Below are 16,258 nucleotides of genomic sequence, written 5' to 3'. Positions count from 1 at the left end.
GCCTCAAAACCCACAGCCCCTACGACCAGGCAACCGCCTGGTCGCACCGATCAAACGACCTCGCTGCTTGACAACAAACGTCCAGGGATGTCTGACCCGGCAGGGCAAGAGGCCGGCCGCGCTGGATCTGGTGCGCCGGAAGTTCGCCGCGGTCGCTGCGGACGCGCTGTGGGTCGGCGACGTCACGATGATCACCACTGATGAGGGGCCGTTGTACTTGGCCTCGGTCGAGGATCTGTTCTCTCGGCGGCTGCTCGGCTATGCCATGTCCGAGCACCATGACGCGGCGCTGACGGTCGCCTCGCTGCAGATGGCGGTTGTCACCCGGGGCGGCGACGTGGACGGCGAGGTACGCCTCGATCTGAGCGCCCGGCTGAGCATCGGCACTCTCGGTGGTGCATGAGGGGGCGGAAACCGGCGGCCTCACGTGATTCACCGTCGTGTCTTCCCAGGGCGTGGGTCTTGAGAGGGTGTCTCGATTCCTCGGAAACGATCCAAAGATTCCGCTCCATGGCGTCCTGACCGCTTGCCGCGGTGAGCGGTCAGGACGGCTCTAGCGCATCTCAGGCGTGGTGGCAGCGGTCGTGGTGGTCATCGGGTAACGGCCCTCAGGTTCACCACGGTGTACTCCTTACCGCCACCACGCGTCTTGACGGCGCAGCCGGTGGCGTGGCCGCACTCTGCGTAAGACTTCTGGTCGGCGTCCCAGTAGACGGTGGTGGATGGCGAGGAGGAAGACGCGCCCACCGCCATGTTGCTGGACAGCACGCCGCCCGACTGTCTGCCGATTCCGGCAAACACGCCGGTCGCCAGGTCGTACACCACGGCGATCGGCACCCCGGTCTTGTTCCGATCCGGGTCATACACCTTGAACACCGCGTATCGGTCACCCAGCAGCGAGCGCATGTGGTTCAGGAGCAGCCCCTGAGGCAGGCTCTCGCGCTCGGACCCGTCGATGCGCTGCCTGACCACGTGCCCGTCCAGGACGCCGACGCACCACTGCGCATGACACTGCATCGCCTGCACACCTTCGGGCAGCGAGACATCGAATGACTGGCCGGTCTCCAGGTTGACGAGACGGTTCTGGTTCGCGTCCGGGCGCTCGCCGGCCCGGCCTGCGGCCCACGGCCAGGCAGTCAGGTGGAGCCCGTCAGTGCCGGGCAGCCGCTCGGGGGCACCACCGCTCAGCGGCATGCGGTAGATGCCGCCTTCCCGCACCGACCACACGACAAAACCGTCGGTGACGGCGATCTTCTCGACGTCGGCGTCGACCTCGCCCACGCGCCGGGCTGCGCCGCCCTGTCTGGGCATGATCCAGAAATCCGCCCAGTCGTCGGAGTCCTGGGGCGTCTCGCCGAACCAGGCGATGTACTCAGAACCCACCGCGAACAGCTGGGGGTAGTACTTTTTCTGAGGACTGGGGATGGAGCCGAGCACGCGGGTCCTCCCCGAGGTCGAGTCGAACATCTCGAGCCGCCCGGCTTTCTCGAACCGGGAATTCGCGACCAGCAGCACCTCGGTGGCGCTCAGGCTGGTCACCGGGTACACCTTCCAACCTTCCGAGTCCTTCATCGGAACCTTGAGCATCGCTTGCGGCCACACCTCGGCGGCCGACTTCGTCTCGGGCACGAACGCCTCGGAAACGGACGGAGAAGGGCTGACCACCACGGCGGGTTCAGGCTCCTTCCGGTCCTTGCCCGACAGGACCGCCGTCACGCTACCCGCGATCGCCACCACTGCCACCGCCGCGAGCAAAACCTGCACCCGGTGCCTGGTACGCCTGGCGCGCCGCCGCCTGGCCACGCCCTCCGAGAGATCGCAACGATTCACCTGATCGGCGGCTGCGCGCAGGGTATGGATCAGATCCTGTTCGTCTCTCATCGTGCCTCCTGAAAAACATACTTGATCCGGAGCTTGTCCAAGGCGCGGGCGGCCTGGCTGCGTACGGTCCCTCGGGAGACACCAAGGATCTCGGCGATCTCCTGGTCCGGCAGGTCCTCGTAGTAGCGAAGAACGACGACAGCTCGCTGCCTGCGGGGCAGCTCCTGAAGAGCGGCCCACAGAGCGGCGTCGCTGTACTGGTCGAGCCCACCATGCTCAGGGACGGCGGCGACCAGGTCCTCACGATGACGCCGACGCCACGATTTGACGTGCAGCCTGACCATGATCGTGCGCACGTACCCCTCGGGGTCGTTCTTCTTGCGCACACGGAACCAGGCATCACCCAGTCGTGCCAGCGCCTCCTGCACGAGATCGGCCGCGTCCTCGGAGTTGCCGGCAAGCACGTAGCCGTAGCGAAGGAGCGCGTCCCCCCGTGCCTGGATGAACTCGTCGAAATCTTCCACGAACCCAAGGATCAATAAGTGCGCCTACCTGTTGCACGAGATCAGTAGATTGTTGGACACGGACCAGGGCCGGCTCGCCACCGGCGACCAGACACTACTGCCCGATCACGCTCTCGCCCTCCTGGACAAGGTCCCGATCTCGGCTTCACCCCGGACGATGCGGGAGCGGGCGGTCAGGCCGGCGAGCAGAAGGGTGAGCCAGCGGGTGCGGCGGCGGGCGGCTGGCCGGTGGGGAAGGTGAAGAACAGCACGTGCAGGTCGTCGAACACCCGACATCGAACGCCTCGAAGTCGCCTACGGACGCGCCCACGAGGCCCTGCGGCTCGAACTCCTGGGTCAAGGCGCGTGGCACGCGCCGCAGACGATCCCCACGGACCTGCGAGACGGCAACGGCCGGTTCCTGCTCCTCGACGCCCTCACCGCGCTCGTCAACGCCCGCGCCGCGGTCCTGAACGCCGCCAGGTCGTCGAAGCGGCCGACGCCGACACCGTGGCCGTGCGGCTCGCCGGCATCCACGGGGCGCGACTCTGCGCGTCGTGGAAACCCCGCGGTTCCTCCACCGGGCCGACGCCGGAGCCGTCCGCCAGGCGCTCCAGATGGCCAGCCTGCACAGCACGGTCGAGCACGCCCCTCATCCGGGCGACGACCAGTCCGGCACGCTGACCGTCATCTGCGCCTACGACAACGCCGAAGCCCAGACCGTACGCCGCGGCCTCGGCTTGCACCCCGACCAAGTGCTGGAAGCCACCGACGCCGAACGGCTGGCCGGCGTGTGCGTGCTACGCCTGCACATCGTGGAGACGCCCCGCTTCCTCCAACGGCCCGACGCCGGCGAGATCCGCAAGGTGCTGCACAGGGTGAGCCAGGCGTGCAAGACGGTCACCCGCGCCACCCACCCGGGCGAGGGCCCGCCCACCCTCACCTGCGCGGAGGTAGCCGTTCCCGCACCGCCGGCGGCGACCCGGCCGACGCCGAGCCTGAAGGCGGCCAGGAGACGCCCACCCGCGACCAGATTCGCACCCTCATCGACAGCGGCCGCCCCGCCCACGAGATCAGCGCCCTCATCGTCAGGGCAAGGTGCGAGACCTCGTCGCCCACATCGAGCGCCTCGCGGCCCTGTACACCGATCAGTCGCAGCTCGCTGCCCGCCTGCCCGCCATCCGCGCGTCCATCGCCCCGGGCGCGCACGTGGTCACCGTGTACGGCGTGCGCATCATCGTCGCGAACGCGGCGCCCGTCATGGTGGCCCGGCGCGAGGCCGCCAGCGCGCTGGGCGAGCCGCACGTCCCCATCTTCCTCACCCGCGACGACCTGCCCATCGCCGCGTGGCCCATGCCGGTAGACGTGATGGCGGACCAGGTGTTCGTCATCGGCGTGGCCGCCCGCGCCATCCCCGGCCAGATCAAGCAGATGGCGCTCCGGCCTGGGCCGGGCCTGCCTGCCGGATGGCTCGGCGAGGACGAAGGCGTGTGGCAGACGCCGCCGCCGTACCCGAACATGCTGGTGATCTCCCGCCTGAAGGAGGGCTTCAAGGGAGGCTTCCCGAAGGTGGAGGAGTTGACGGCGAAGGCCGACGCGGAGCTCGGTCATGCCCGGCCGACCGGTCGGATCGAGGTCAACGGGCAGGGCGGCATCGCTGAGGTGTGGGAGGTGACCCTGTGACCGCCAAGCACCACCCTCTCCGGGGAAAGCCCCGGGACGACGGCGGCATCGACGAGACCGTCCGCCGCCTCCTGCGCCGGTGACGGAGAGTGTCGAGGGTACGGAGATCGCCGGGGCGAGCACCTACCCTGCGTGACATTCGTGGTGGGCTGCCCTTCGCGGTGACGGGCGGCCTGCCCACGGCGGTGATAACTTCTCGTCAATCCCGCTTGTGCACCCCACGAAGATCGTTTAGCGTGTGCCAGTCCGCTCCGCGCCCCGCCCGGAAGGACCCCACGTGCCCGGCAAGTTCCACAGCGAATGGGCCCTCGCCTACACCCGCCAGGTTGCCACCAACATGCGGCACCACCGGCAGGAACGCGGCCTCAGCGTGGACAAACTCGCCACCCGCTGCACCCGTCTCGGCTTCCCCCTCGACCGCTCCAACCTCAACAAGCTCGAACTCGGGCAACAAATTGTCGGCTGGATTGTTCATCTGAAGTGGCCCTTTTCTGGAAGAGGCTTGGGAAACCACTGCCGGCGTCAGCAACCCTGGAGATCGACCGTCGCGCGGTTGTCCCTTTACGTGCGTGCGAGCGGCGCTAGCGGTCGGGCTGACGTAACGCCCTCCCGATCACCCACGCTGGCGCCGGGCCCGCTCTCCTCGAACGGCCTCAGCCTCAGACGCCGCCGACGTCCGCCACAAACTCTCGCAAGGGCCTGTAGCTGTCGGACCAGGAGTTCTCCTCTTCGAGCAGCCGCCTGCCCAGCAGAACAGCCAGCGCCCGGCCCCTCTCGTAGCGCTCGTCGCTCCACACGCGCAGCCGCTCCAGCGCGCCCTGAACGATGTCAAAGTCACCCGGGAACAAGTGCAACCCGATCTTGGTGAGCGACGGCTCACTGTACTTGGTGAAGAACGCCGCGTTCTCGAAGAAGTCCCGCGTGAAGTAAAGCTCGCTCATGCCGCTGGCCTCCATCAGGTTGTCGACCACGTCGAGCATCAACGTCCCAGCCAGCAGTTCACCGATCCGGACGCCGACCCAGGGCACCAGCCCCTCTGGGCCCGTCCCGCGCGGGTGGGACCGCCAGAACGCGTCGTTCAGCACGTTCCCGGCCTCCTCCAGTTCGTTTCGCGCGATGAAGATGTGGCTCAGCAGGTGCCCGGCATACGCGGCGATCATGTCGTTGTCCGACCTCAGCGCCCGCGTCAGCGGCTCCTCCGCCGCCACCAGATCGCCGCTGACGATCAGCAAATTGCCGATCAGGACGGTGGCGAGTTCCTCGTCCGCCTCCGCGTAGAGCGCCCGCGCTGCCTCCGCGTCCCCGGTGAGCTGCGCGGTGACCCCGCGTAGCAGCGAGCGCCCGTCCTCCTGCGGCTCCAGCTCCGTGATCAGCACCCCGGCCAGCGGCCCCAGCCACGGGTCCTCGCCCCCTGCCACCTGCTCCAACGACTCCCAGCAGTGCAGGCCCGCGCCGAGTTCGATCCCCGCCAGCGCTGCCGCCGCGTGCCCGGCCACGGCTGTGCGACCCGTCCCGGCGATCTCCCGCAATGCGTTCATCGCGTCGTCCAGGTCTCCGTTCTGGTACGCCTCCAACCCTGGCCCGACCTCCGCCGGCACCGGCTCGACCGGATCCAAGGGAAGCAGCGCGGGAAGCTCCAGATCTTTCAGCGGGTACAGGGTCCGCGGCTTGTCGTTCGCAGCCATCCCGGGGCGTTTCCTTCCTGACGAGAGCATTTCCCCCGCACTCTGCCACCAAGATCAGACAATTTCTGCCCGCAACGACGATCCCCTCCCCGCCCGTACCCCCAGTGCCCGACCCCGGCCGTACGACGACGCACGACTGACATCAAGTCCGCGCGAGCCATCGGCATGGCCGGGCACTCCATCGGAGGAAACGCCGCCGCCACGACCATGGCCACCGACCACCGGGTACGGGCCGGAGTGAACACGGACGGCACCTTCTACGCGCCGATCCCCGCCACCGGCCTGGACCATCGCCCCTTCCTGCTGTTCGGCGCCCAGCACGAGAGCCCGGGCATGGACCCCACCTGGGAGCAGGCCTGGACGAGCCTGAACGGCTGGAAGCGCTGGCTGACCGTCACCGATTCCGACCACGGCACGTTCACCGACATGCCCATCCTCTCCGCATGGGCGGGCAAACCCGGCCCCGGGCTCTCCCCCCAGCGCGCGGAACAGATCACCCGCACCTACGTCGGCGCCTTCTTCGATCTGCACCTCAAAGGCATTCCACAGCCCCTGCTCACCGGACCATCACCAGCCAACCCGGAGGTCACCTTCCAAAACCCCTAATCCCCACCAACATGGCAAGGAAATGGATCGGGGCGATCGCGACAGCGCCGCCCCGATACCACCGCGACGTGCAGAACTACCTGAAGTTCTGCTGCTGACCGCCGGTCGCCGCCAGCGAGCTCGCCCGGTCGGGGCGGGCATGCCGAGGAAAGGGCGCAGCGCCGGAGCCAACGTCGGCATGGGTAAAGGCATGCCGGCCCAGGAAGCAGGAGATGGCGCCAGGGCCCAGTGTGCTGACCCGCCGGAGGTCAGCTCACGCCGCGGTGAGGTCGAGCCGGGTTTCCATGTCCAGCCGGAACCGGCCGTAGGGGTTCACGTGAGCCCAGAACAGTGGGCTGAGCGCGCGCCGGTCTTCCTCGGTGAGCTTGCCGGCCCACTGCGGATCTCGCAGAACGGCCCGCAGGAGCTGGGTATTAATGAACACCAATGAGGACTGCAGCAGGTGCAAGGTGAGCATGGACACCCCCTGGCACCCCGGCTCCCCACCCGGCGATGCGCAGTCGGTCAGGACCAGCTGCTCGTACGGCTGCGCGGCGTAGGCGGGGTTGCGCCGTATCCACCCCAGGCGGGCGGCGGCGTCGCTCCCGTCGAGCGAGTCGTAGGTGAACCCGTGGAGCCGAAAGCAAACCTTGATCGGCCGTGCCGCCGAAGGTTGAGTGATCATGCCCAGCCGCACACCCTGAGACCTGGGCTGACACCGATCAAGGTTCGATGGCACATGCTCAACCTTCCGTGACGGAGGACGGTGGCGATCAAGGCGGCGATCACCTTAGCATCGAACATATGAGCGAAGCGTACTGCCGGAAGATCATCAGCGAGAGCCGTCTCGCGGGCGCCGCCCTCGTCGCCGCCGGCGAGGTTTCCCGTCGATGCTGTGCTCCTACCGGCAGTACGCCAACGCCGTCAACGACATCGCCGCACTCGCCGAGCAGGCCGAAGGCGAGCGCCGGCAGCAGCTCACCGAGGAGCTGCTCGCCCTATGGTACGTCCTGACCGAGGCTCTGCTCAACCGCTACGAAGCCGCCATGAGCGAGCACGCCGGACGTCTCGGCAGCCCCGCCCAGGTTGAGGCACGCCTCTACCCGCCACTGCCCGGCGACGACGCGGACGAGGACGCTCGCCGCGCGTAGGAGCGCAGCACCCCTGGCCAGGCCGACCGATGGCGACGACTGGGATTTGCCGGTCTGACGCAGGATCGTGGCCACGCCTTCTGGCAGATCATCCGCCTCGTGTGGCTGCTCGCCCACGCCCGCGGCGAGATCGAGACCTTCCTGACGCGGCTCGAGGAGCTGGTGCCCGAGCTGACCGACCGGCCGTACGAGCCGGTGCCGTAACGTGCGTCGGCCACGATCTTGGAAGGAGACGGCGGGTGACGCGGTGGCGGTCAGGAGCGCGGTCGCGAGGAGGAGGCTGCCGGCGATGGGGCGGGGTCTCATGGGGAGATCCCTCCTTTGACTGCTTTGTGTAGTTGATCATCACCCTTAGTTGTGAGTGGACACACCTGCAGGCATTTGCCGGTACTCCCACGAGATATGGGCGGCGGCCTGTCGCAGGAGGGTGGGCGGCCAGTCGGCGGAGAAGTGGGCTCGTTCCTCAGCAGGAGGCAGGCCACCTGAGGGTTGCTCATAGTTGACGGCATGACGCGCAGATCCTTACGGCGGCCCCTCCCCCGCGCCCTCACCGCGGGAGCCCTCGCCATCGCCCTGGTCGCGAGCTCCGGCTTCACGCCCGCGAGCGCCGCCCCAATCACCGACATCCCGCTGCTCGACGACTACGACGCCGAATCGCTGGCGAACCTCCCCACCGTCGGCGGTCTGAGGTACCTGGCTCAGCGGTACGCGCCGACCGACACCTGCCCGCCGGTCGCCACCGGGCCGGGCGGGCCACTGTTCTGGGGGGACGACAAGCCCGTCCAGTTCCGCCAGGGCGTCCCCCGGCCGGGGCAGAGGGTCGTGAAGATCGTCATCATGGGCGATTCGTACATGTCAGGTGAGGGGGCGGGAGACTACTTCAATAAACGCGGCTTCCTTCCCGAACCCCGCATCCCGGGAGGGCTGGGAGGGGAGACCTACCCGGCGGCAGGGCACACCGAGGACGACTACACCGAGGACTTCCGTCACCGTTCAGCGAACGCGGCGGTTCTGCAGGCCATCGACCTGCTGCGCCGGGCCAACCCGGAGGTCTTCTTCGACGTGCGTTTCAACGCCTCCTCCGGCGCCGCCAGCGAGCACTTCTTCGTGAGCCAGAACGATCACGCCCGCGTCAATCCGCCCCAGAACCAGGGAGTGGACGAGGCCACCGACCTGGTGATCTCCGGCTTCGGCGGCAACGACGTCGACTTCGGCCCCATGCTGAAAGCCGTACTCGACGACCCCGTCGACATCAGCAACATCGAGGCGCGTATCCGGCCACTGCTCGACACCACCCGCACCTCGCAGCAGGAATGGGACAACTCCCAGCCGCCCCGCCCCCCGTTCGTCCGCCCGCTGACACAGCCCGCCACCCTGTCGGCCAGGCTGGTGCAACTGGTACGCGCGATGCACGCCGCCTCCAACGGCAAGACCAGGGTGATGATGGTCAACTACCCGCAACCCGTCAAGGTCGGCCTGCACCCTGGCGGCCTCATGGGCTGGCTGACGAACATGTGGCCCTATGCCTGGACCAGCGCCGCGAAACTGGCTCCTCAGCTGACCGCCTCCGTCAAGAAGGCGCAGCAGGTCCTGGCCGACCACGGGATCGCCACCGACATGCTGGACCTCGAGAACGCCTTCGCCGGCCACGAACTGGGGACCAAGACCCCCTACATCCGCAACGTCAACTGGAGAGTGGCCGCGGCTGGGGACGACTTCAACCAGAAGCAGCAGACGGGACATCCCAACCAGGAGGGGCAGAAGGCACTGGCGGGCCACTACGCCCTGATGATCGCGGGTGAGCTGGGGTTGCGGCTCAAGGCGTCCGACGGGGCGCCTCCACCGGCCAGGGCGGCGCAGCCGTGCGACGCCGATCCCAGCGACCGTCACTACCTGCCCGCCAAGGCCACCCAGAGCGGCGGGTCGACCGGCGGCACCGGCGGCGGCGGCGGAGGCGGCGGCGGCGGCACCCCCAACGTGGGCCCGCGCTCGACCATGATCTACGTCAACATCGACCCGCCGCCCTTCCATCCCGCGCCACAGCCCAGCGCACAGCCCACCTCGGGCACGGGGACGCCGGACCAGACGCCGCGGTGGACCATCTATCCGGTCGACACCGTCCAGCCGACCAACCCGCCCATCTCCTTCGACCTGACCCAGCCGCTCCCCTACCTGTGGCCCGTGGGCGGCGGATCGAGCCCATACCGCGACGTCTTCGAGGTGAAGATCAACGCCGCCCAGCTCCTGCGGTGACGATCGCCACCGACCGGATCCGCGCCCGCTGAAGCCGGTCCTGAGAGCTCGCTGGGCTCGGCCGCGCCGGCCCGCGGGGGCTCAGGAGCTCCCGGGCGCGGGCCGCCACACGAGGGCGCGCCGCGAGCCGTCGGGAGCCTCGGCCCACCCGGTGATCTCGCCCTGCGCGTTGACGGCATTGGCCATCGTGGCGGTGCCGGTCGCCGGGTCGGGCAGCAGGGCCGGCGCCACGTCGGGGGCGGCCCAGACCGCCGCGTGGGCGACGGTGCCGGCCCCCGTGCAGGTGTGTGTGCCGACAATCACGTCGTTGTTGACCGCCTTGGGCGCAGCCAGGCCGCTGGCGCCGGGCAGGCGCCGCATGCCCTCCTCGGCACTCCAGATGTAGCCGCCCGCGGGCACGATGGTTATCTTGGGTTCGCAGCCCTTCCCGCAGCTCAACGCGATGTGATCTTGTCAGGCACGTAAGGCAAGTAGGCCGCTTGACGCCTTGGGGATCAGGGCGGGGCCCACCACCGGCGGATGGGCGCCGTGCTTGATTCCCGGCCCGGACCGTGAGAGCAAGGCCAGGCTCACGCCCTGCCAGCGCGCCAAGGTGTGGGCGACGTCGCGTGCGGTCTGCTGGGAGGGGATCCGTCAGCAGCGGCCGATCTGTGGGGCTGACCGGCGCCGAGCGGCTGGAGAGGCTGTGCCGGGCTGGGTGGGCTAGGTGAGGTTCAGGCCGCCGTCGATGGCCAGCACCTGGCCGGTCAGCCAGGTCGTGGCGGGGTCGGCCAGGCGCAGGATCCAGGTGGCGACCTCTTCGGGTTCGCCGCGGCGGCCGAGCGGGATGCGGGCGGCCTCCTCGCGCTTGATCTGCTGGACGACGGTCTCGGGCAGGCCGGCGGCGGTCTGAGCCTGGCTCTCGGTGGGGCCCGGGGGCCAGGGCCTTGGCGCGGATGCCGTCGCCGGCCAGTTCCAGCGCCCAGCTGCGGGTGAGTTGTTCGAGGACGGCCTTGGATGCGGCGTGGTGGGCGGCGCCGGGCAGCGGCAAGAACCCGCCCCGGCCTGTGGCAGCGCTGCGAGGGCGTCATGGTTTCAAGGGCGGGATCGTCTCGATGATCTCTTCGACGGCTTTGGCGCGCAACTGCGAGCCGGATAGGCCAGGATGTCTCCGGCCTACAGAGTCCTCCCACACCTTGGCCAGCCCCGAGCGGACCTCCAGCCAGACCAGGGCCATCCCGACCATCTTGGGCCGGAAGTCGTCGGGCTCGATCCCCGCAGGGTTCACCATCAGGACGGCCTTGTCGAACGCATATATCGCCTCTTTGGGCTTCATCTCCATGGCGCGGATCACCGCCAAGTGCAGCAGCGCCCGCCAGTGCCTGTAGATGCAGGCCTGTTCGATCTCCATGACCGCGAGGCTCTCCGAACCAGGAGTGGCAAGGCGCCTCTCAGCCTCCTGGTAGTGCTTCTCCCCGTGGGCGGCGTTGGTGAGGCAGACCTCCAGGAGGCGGCGTGCCACCTGGACCCGCACTTCCCACCGCCGTCGCTTCACGGCCGGGTCGACTTCATTATCGGCTGGCTTGGCTTCGGAGTCACCGGACACCAGCATGACAAGCAGCAGCACACCCCCCAGGAGCGCCAACACACCAAGCGCCTCGTTCAAATCCTCGCCCACCTCATTCACAGTAGAGGCAGGTCCATTCCGTGTGAACCTGATCTCGTAGAGGCAAGCAGGCACTCTCGACGCTCCATGCGCGCAGGCGCCTCGAGGAACCCATGGGCTCGTCCGCCCCACTCGGGTCATTCCGATAGCGCACTGTTCCTTCAGTCCGGAGGGCCGACTCAGCACGCGAAACTGGGTGGACGAGGCCAAGATCGAGGCGTTCCTGGCCGCCGGGCACACCCGCCGTCACGTGCTGGACATCGTTCTGGGGGTCGGCGTGAAGTCGCTGTCGAACTACATCAACCACATCGCCTGCACGCCGCTGGACCCGGCCTGGGCCGACCAGGCGTGGGCCCGGGAGCAGGCGGCGGTGTGATCCGCGCCGGGTCCGCGCTCCGCCGCGGCGCGGTTCGTCCAGGACGTCACCCGTGCAGGAGGGGTCGCACCTCCGCCAGGAGGTCCATCTGCCGCCGCCAGTCGCCGCCCGAGATCCCGACGACCGCGTGGCTCGCCCCGGCCTCGCGGTAGTCGTTCAGCCGTCCGGCGGCCTCCTCGGGGTGGCCGGTGAGGGGGATCGGCAGCACGTCCTCAAGCGGACGGCCGTAACTGGCGCTGATCCCGGACGCCACCTGAGCCCGGGACGGGACGTCGGGCCCGGCTCCCAGCGCGGCGGCGCAACCGATGGCGACGACCGGAACGGGACGGCCTGCCTGCCTGCCCGGCCAGCTCGGCCAGCCGTGCCCGTCCCTCGGCGACCTCCAGCGGGGAGATCAGCGAGGGGAACCAGCCGCGCCGCCCGCCGGATCGCCGCCTCCGACGCGTTGCCGACCCACACGGGCCGCATGGCCGCGGCCGGGGACAGCGTGACCGACAGCTGCCCCGGCTCGTCCGGCAGCCGGGTCTCCTTCCCGGCCAGCAGTTCGGAGAGCAGTTCCGGCGCGGGGTCCGTACGGCGTCCGCGCCGCCCGTACGCCACCCCGGCGGCGGCCCACTGCCCTGGCCCGCCGCCCGAGCCGACGCCCAGGACGCGTAGTCAAGTGATCGGTGAACCGGGACGGCAGCCAGGTCTGCCGTGTTCTCTGCCCTGCACGTCAGCACAGGGCAGAGAAGGGGGTACGGTGCAGCCCGACCAGCTCGACCTGTTCGCTGCTGCCTGACCGGCTCCAGATCGTCAGCCCGATGAGGCCGTCTATCCACCCAGGAGCAGGGTCACAACGACACCAGCGATGAAGAAGAACGCCCCGCTGACGATGTTCAGCCACATGCCCTGCTTGAAGGATTTCCGGCCGCTTTCCTCCAGCCGTGCCGCGAGCCGCGCATCGAGCATCTTCTCGACCGCTGCCTGAGCTTCCTTGTGAATCGAGGCGATGCTTTCGGCGTGTTTGGCCTCAGCTTGCAGCTCACGGACTGTTGCGGTGCGTGCTTCCATCTCCGCTGACAGTTCAGCAAGCAACGTCGTTGACCGCTTAAGAAGATCAGCTAATTCATCGGCCCGTTCCTCGACGGTGGAAGTACTCGGTGCGGGGGCCTCCTCCACGGTGCTAGGCCGTCTGAGCTTGCTCTGCACCTTTTCTAAGGCGCCTGACCCGAGCCCACTCAGCACGGCGCCAACGACAGTCGAGATGAGAATTGGGTCCACGTCCACGCGGGCAGATTAAGAGCGGGGACTCCACGTAGACGCCGCAACGAGCACGCGGTGATCGGATCGATACATGCAGCCACGTTCCGGTGCACTACGAGCCGATCCCTCAGCGAACTGAGACGCTAACCACTCCCCCCATGTTCCCTGCCCTGCACACCAGCACGGGGCATGCAGGGGGCACGGTGGCCAACAAGCGGACGTGGACTGCGCCAGCCCCCACGATGACCCCTGGAAGACGAACCAGCGCGCGGTGCCCTTGCCCGTCCGTCGGCATGGCGGTGTGGGATGATGCACAGGTCAGGTCGCTTGGGCCTGCTCCCCCCTGAATGGGTGAATGAGGAGCAGGTATGGACATTACGCCGCAAGCGGTCGTCATCCCCAAGGAGACCGACCAGCTCGAGCAGGGGAAGTACGGTCCCGTCTTCCCGCGGACCCCGGCGTGTTACGGGTTCACCATCATCGCCGACGTCAAACCCGGCCGGGCCGACGCCATCCGCGAGTACGGCAACACGCTGGCCACGGCACTGCAAGGCGATCCGAATCTCCTCGCGCCGCTGAAGCTGCACTACCTGCGCTGGGTGTTGTTCGACGACGACACCCGCTTCATGTACCAGGGGATCTTCGACACCGACTTCGACAAGTACACCGAGGACGCCGTCGCGCTGTTCACCAAGGCGGGAGTGAGTACGGCGTTCGAGAACCTCGAAGGCTTCCCCGAGGACTGGAGAACCAATCCCGAGGCGTTCGTCAGGTTCGTCCGCGAGCATCACTGCCCCAGCTTCATCGAGTACGGCGAGTACCCGTACGTCACCGCGGATGAGATCAAGAAAGCTCTGCGGATCAAGAACGCCCTGTCGCAGATGCTCGACCAGCTGCAGTGACGACACCACACGGAGACGAGATGAGCGAGCTGAAGACCGCGCGCACCTACAACCAGAACCACGTGCCGCGCCCGTACACGCCTGGCCGGCGGCGGGTGAGCATCTACGTCGCCTGGAGTTTTCCGGCCGAGGCCGGCAGGGACCTGACCGTACTGGACAACCGGTTCTCCACGATGACCGAGGTGCGCCGCGTGCAGTGGCCGGCTTATGAGGACCCGCAATGGTCTGATCCGATGCGGTTCCAGCAGGGCATCGCGGGCGGGCTGGAGCTGTTCTTCTGGGGCTGGCTGCCCTTCCAGGAGGTCGTCCAGGAGGTCACCGGGCACACCGTGCCCGTCTACCAGCGCGTCGACCAGGCCGGGTTCCACACCCCCTTGGACGAACGGGTGCTGGCCGACACCGACGTCCTGTTCGTGTGGGGACTGGACCACATGATCACCGGGCAGGACGCCACCCCTCGCGAGATCGAGGCGCTGCGCGACTTCCTGACCCGCGAGGGAACCTGCCTGGCCCTGGGACCGCACCACGACGTCGGCGCGTCGGACGACCTGGCGCTGCGCGACGTGGAGTACCACCACCACGGCGACGCCCTGGTGCCGCGCCAGCAACGCTTCGGCAGGTACACCCGATCCCTGATCGCAGGACTCGGGATCCCCGTGGAGAACCGCTACGGCCTGCGCCCCGCGGTGACGCGGGAGGGCGTGAGCGCACCCCTGTCCATCGCCAAGGACCTGGACACCAGGGGATGGCTGGACGGCGTGAGTCACCTCAACTTCCACATGCACCTGCCCCACTACGCCGTGACCAGCGACGAGGCCGGCGTCATCCAGGTGCTGGGCCGGCAGCCGATCGACCTGACCCGGCCGCCGCACCCGTTCACCGAGGCCGGCAACACCGAGTTCAACACGTTCCTGTGGATGCCCCCGGCCGGTGACCGGGCCGGTGACGTGATCTTCGCCGACAGCACCATCTTCAGCTCCCTGTTCGGCGTCGACGAGAGCGTGCGCGCCTTCTGGAACAACATCGTCTCAGCGCCATGACGCAGCAAGAAAGCAGAATCCCGGTGAGCCAGCCCAGCCACGTCACGCTCGACCTCGACGACATCCAGCGCGGGGTCCTCAGCCCGCGGCCGACCCCGTACGCGGCGACCTACATCCTGTTCCGCATCGACGACCGCGGCCAGGGGCGGGAGCTGATGCGCCGCGCCGCCGCGGTGGTCACCTCGGCCGCCGACACGACCAGCCCACTGGGCCAGACCTGGGTGAGCCTCGCACTCACGCACGCCGGCCTGCGGGCGCTGGGCGTGCCGCAGGAGTCACTGGAGACCTTCGCGTGGGAATTCCGCCAGGGCATGGCGGCGCGCGCCACGGCGCTGGGCGACGTCGGCGACAGCGCACCCTCCCACTGGGAGCCGCCGCTGGGCACGTCCGCCGTGCACGTGGTGCTGGTGGCGGTGGCGCCCGACAGCGCCCACATGGAGGCGGCCATCGATCGTGCCCGCCCCGCCTACGACGACCTTTCCGGCGTGACGGCGATCTGGCGGCAGGACTGCCACGCGCTGCCTACCGAGACCGAACACTTCGGCTACCGCGATGGCATCAGCCAGCCGGCCATCGAAGGCAGTGGCATCCCCGGGTCCAACACGCTGGAGGAGCCGCTCAAGGCCGGTGAATTCGTGCTCGGCTATCCCGACGAGCTCGGCGGCGTACAGCGAATTCAACCCGAGGTCCTGGGACGCAACGGTAGCTACGCGGCCTTTCGTAAACTTCACCAGCGCGTCGGCGCCTTCCGCCGCTACCTGAGGGACAACGCCACCGGCCCCGAGGACGAGGAGCTGCTGGCCGCCAAGATCATGGGACGCTGGCGCAGCGGCGCCCCCTTGGCCCTCAGCCCCTCCCGCGACGAGCCCGGCCTGGACGCCGACCCGTACCGCAACAGTTTCCTCTACCAGCGAGACGACCCGGCGGGATTCATCACTCCCGGCGGCAGCCACATCCGCCGCGGCAACCCCCGGGACGCGGCGGTGGCGGGCGTACCGAGACTGCACCGGATGATCAGGCGCGGCACCGTCTACGGGCCGCCGCTGCCTGATGGCGCCCTGGAGGACGACGGAGCCGACCGCGGCCTGATGTTCGCCTTCATCGGCGCGCACCTGGGACGGCAGTTCGAGTTCGTCCAGTCCGAATGGATGAACGACGGCGTCTTCTTCGGCGCGGGCGATGCGGTGGATCCCATCGTCGGATCCGGTGAGGGGGCCGGTGAGTACACCATTCCTCGGCGGCCGGTACGGCGACGCCTGCTCGGGCTGCCGCGCTTCGCCGTCACGCGCGGCGGCGAGTACTGCTTCCTGCCATCGCTGAGCGCCCTGCGCTGGCTCAGCGACCTCACAGACTGACGCGCGGACTGACG

Annotated in this window: 17 protein-coding genes and 2 pseudogenes; 9 read left to right on the top strand and 10 right to left on the bottom strand. The window is 68.6% G+C overall.

Annotation, left to right across the window (positions count from 1 at the left end; genetic code table 11):
• Positions 1 to 403, top strand: a 403-nt coding sequence (locus tag ACIHAD_RS09395; RefSeq protein ID WP_397353850.1) for a DDE-type integrase/transposase/recombinase, incomplete at its 5' end; no start/stop codon positions are given.
• Between the two features lie 188 nt (positions 404 to 591).
• Here ACIHAD_RS09395 and ACIHAD_RS09390 read toward each other — a convergent pair.
• Positions 592 to 1,881, bottom strand: coding sequence for a hypothetical protein (locus ACIHAD_RS09390; RefSeq protein ID WP_397353849.1), 1,290 nt, complete (start codon positions 1,879 to 1,881; stop codon positions 592 to 594).
• Positions 1,878 to 2,345, bottom strand: coding sequence for a SigE family RNA polymerase sigma factor (locus ACIHAD_RS09385; protein WP_397353848.1), 468 nt, complete (start codon positions 2,343 to 2,345; stop codon positions 1,878 to 1,880). The genes ACIHAD_RS09390 and ACIHAD_RS09385 overlap by 4 nt, the downstream gene beginning before the upstream one ends.
• Before the next feature lie 1,077 nt (positions 2,346 to 3,422).
• On the opposite strand from ACIHAD_RS09385, the gene ACIHAD_RS09380 reads away from it, so the two are divergent.
• Positions 3,423 to 4,007 carry a hypothetical protein gene (locus ACIHAD_RS09380; protein ID WP_397353847.1) on the top strand — a complete coding sequence of 195 codons (585 nt, stop codon included), beginning with the start codon at positions 3,423 to 3,425 and terminating at the stop codon, positions 4,005 to 4,007.
• 659 nt (positions 4,008 to 4,666) lie between these two features.
• Here the strand turns inward: ACIHAD_RS09380 and ACIHAD_RS09375 are convergent.
• Positions 4,667 to 5,692, bottom strand: coding sequence for a hypothetical protein (locus ACIHAD_RS09375; protein WP_397353846.1), 1,026 nt, complete (start codon positions 5,690 to 5,692; stop codon positions 4,667 to 4,669).
• Between the two features lie 165 nt (positions 5,693 to 5,857).
• Between ACIHAD_RS09375 and ACIHAD_RS09370 the strand changes: the two genes are divergently transcribed.
• Complete coding sequence (locus tag ACIHAD_RS09370; RefSeq protein WP_397353845.1) at positions 5,858 to 6,298, top strand: hypothetical protein; 441 nt, start codon at positions 5,858 to 5,860, stop codon at positions 6,296 to 6,298.
• A gap of 253 nt (positions 6,299 to 6,551) precedes the next feature.
• Here ACIHAD_RS09370 and ACIHAD_RS09365 read toward each other — a convergent pair.
• Positions 6,552 to 6,767 (bottom strand): annotated as a pseudogene (locus ACIHAD_RS09365) (Tn3 family transposase); the annotation flags it as partial.
• Positions 6,768 to 7,167: 400 nt separating this feature from the next.
• Here ACIHAD_RS09365 and ACIHAD_RS09360 point away from each other — a divergent pair.
• Positions 7,168 to 7,428 (top strand): hypothetical protein, encoded by a 261-nt coding sequence (locus ACIHAD_RS09360; protein ID WP_397353844.1) that lies wholly within the window; start codon positions 7,168 to 7,170, stop codon positions 7,426 to 7,428.
• A gap of 507 nt (positions 7,429 to 7,935) precedes the next feature.
• The gene (locus ACIHAD_RS09355) at positions 7,936 to 9,681 is read left to right on the top strand and encodes a hypothetical protein (RefSeq protein WP_397353843.1); all 1,746 of its coding nucleotides are present in this window, start codon (positions 7,936 to 7,938) and stop codon (positions 9,679 to 9,681) included.
• A gap of 81 nt (positions 9,682 to 9,762) precedes the next feature.
• Here the strand turns inward: ACIHAD_RS09355 and ACIHAD_RS09350 are convergent, their stop codons facing one another.
• From ACIHAD_RS09350 to ACIHAD_RS09335, 4 genes and pseudogenes are all read right to left on the bottom strand, one after another.
• Positions 9,763 to 10,080 carry a hypothetical protein gene (locus tag ACIHAD_RS09350; protein WP_397353842.1) on the bottom strand — a complete coding sequence of 106 codons (318 nt, stop codon included), beginning with the start codon at positions 10,078 to 10,080 and terminating at the stop codon, positions 9,763 to 9,765.
• A 303-nt stretch (positions 10,081 to 10,383) separates the two neighbouring features.
• Complete coding sequence (locus ACIHAD_RS09345) at positions 10,384 to 10,557, bottom strand: SDR family oxidoreductase (protein ID WP_397353884.1); 174 nt, start codon at positions 10,555 to 10,557, stop codon at positions 10,384 to 10,386.
• A gap of 91 nt (positions 10,558 to 10,648) precedes the next feature.
• A pseudogene (locus tag ACIHAD_RS09340) lies at positions 10,649 to 10,711 on the bottom strand (hypothetical protein); the annotation flags it as partial.
• A 36-nt stretch (positions 10,712 to 10,747) separates the two neighbouring features.
• Positions 10,748 to 11,338, bottom strand: coding sequence for a hypothetical protein (locus ACIHAD_RS09335; protein WP_397353841.1), 591 nt, complete (start codon positions 11,336 to 11,338; stop codon positions 10,748 to 10,750).
• A gap of 184 nt (positions 11,339 to 11,522) precedes the next feature.
• On the opposite strand from ACIHAD_RS09335, the gene ACIHAD_RS09330 reads away from it, so the two are divergent.
• On the top strand, positions 11,523 to 11,702 hold the full coding sequence (locus tag ACIHAD_RS09330) for a hypothetical protein (protein ID WP_397353840.1): 180 nt from the start codon (positions 11,523 to 11,525) through the stop codon (positions 11,700 to 11,702).
• A 46-nt stretch (positions 11,703 to 11,748) separates the two neighbouring features.
• Here the strand turns inward: ACIHAD_RS09330 and ACIHAD_RS09325 are convergent, their stop codons facing one another.
• Both ACIHAD_RS09325 and ACIHAD_RS09320 read right to left on the bottom strand, forming a co-directional pair.
• A complete protein-coding gene (locus tag ACIHAD_RS09325; RefSeq protein WP_397353839.1) occupies positions 11,749 to 11,910 on the bottom strand; it encodes a hypothetical protein in 162 nt (53 codons plus the stop codon).
• Between the two features lie 605 nt (positions 11,911 to 12,515).
• A complete protein-coding gene (locus tag ACIHAD_RS09320; protein WP_397353838.1) occupies positions 12,516 to 12,971 on the bottom strand; it encodes a hypothetical protein in 456 nt (151 codons plus the stop codon).
• 344 nt (positions 12,972 to 13,315) lie between these two features.
• Between ACIHAD_RS09320 and ACIHAD_RS09315 the strand changes: the two genes are divergently transcribed.
• Genes ACIHAD_RS09315 through ACIHAD_RS09305 form a run of 3 tightly spaced genes read left to right on the top strand, consistent with a single transcriptional unit; the run spans position 13,316 to position 16,244 of the window.
• The gene (locus ACIHAD_RS09315; RefSeq protein WP_397353837.1) at positions 13,316 to 13,849 is read left to right on the top strand and encodes a hypothetical protein; all 534 of its coding nucleotides are present in this window, start codon (positions 13,316 to 13,318) and stop codon (positions 13,847 to 13,849) included.
• Positions 13,850 to 13,869: 20 nt separating this feature from the next.
• A complete protein-coding gene (locus ACIHAD_RS09310) occupies positions 13,870 to 14,889 on the top strand; it encodes a hypothetical protein (RefSeq protein WP_397353836.1) in 1,020 nt (339 codons plus the stop codon).
• A gap of 23 nt (positions 14,890 to 14,912) precedes the next feature.
• Positions 14,913 to 16,244, top strand: a complete 1,332-nt coding sequence (locus ACIHAD_RS09305; protein WP_397353835.1) for a Dyp-type peroxidase — start codon at positions 14,913 to 14,915, stop codon at positions 16,242 to 16,244.
• The last annotated feature ends 14 nt before the right edge of the window (positions 16,245 to 16,258 follow it).

Source organism: Nonomuraea sp. NPDC052265, from assembly GCF_044547985.1.
In the GTDB taxonomy this organism is placed as follows: Bacteria; Actinomycetota; Actinomycetes; order Streptosporangiales; family Streptosporangiaceae; genus Nonomuraea.
Note: the sequence above shows the minus strand (reverse complement) of the source record. Positions and strands in the feature narration are given on the sequence as shown.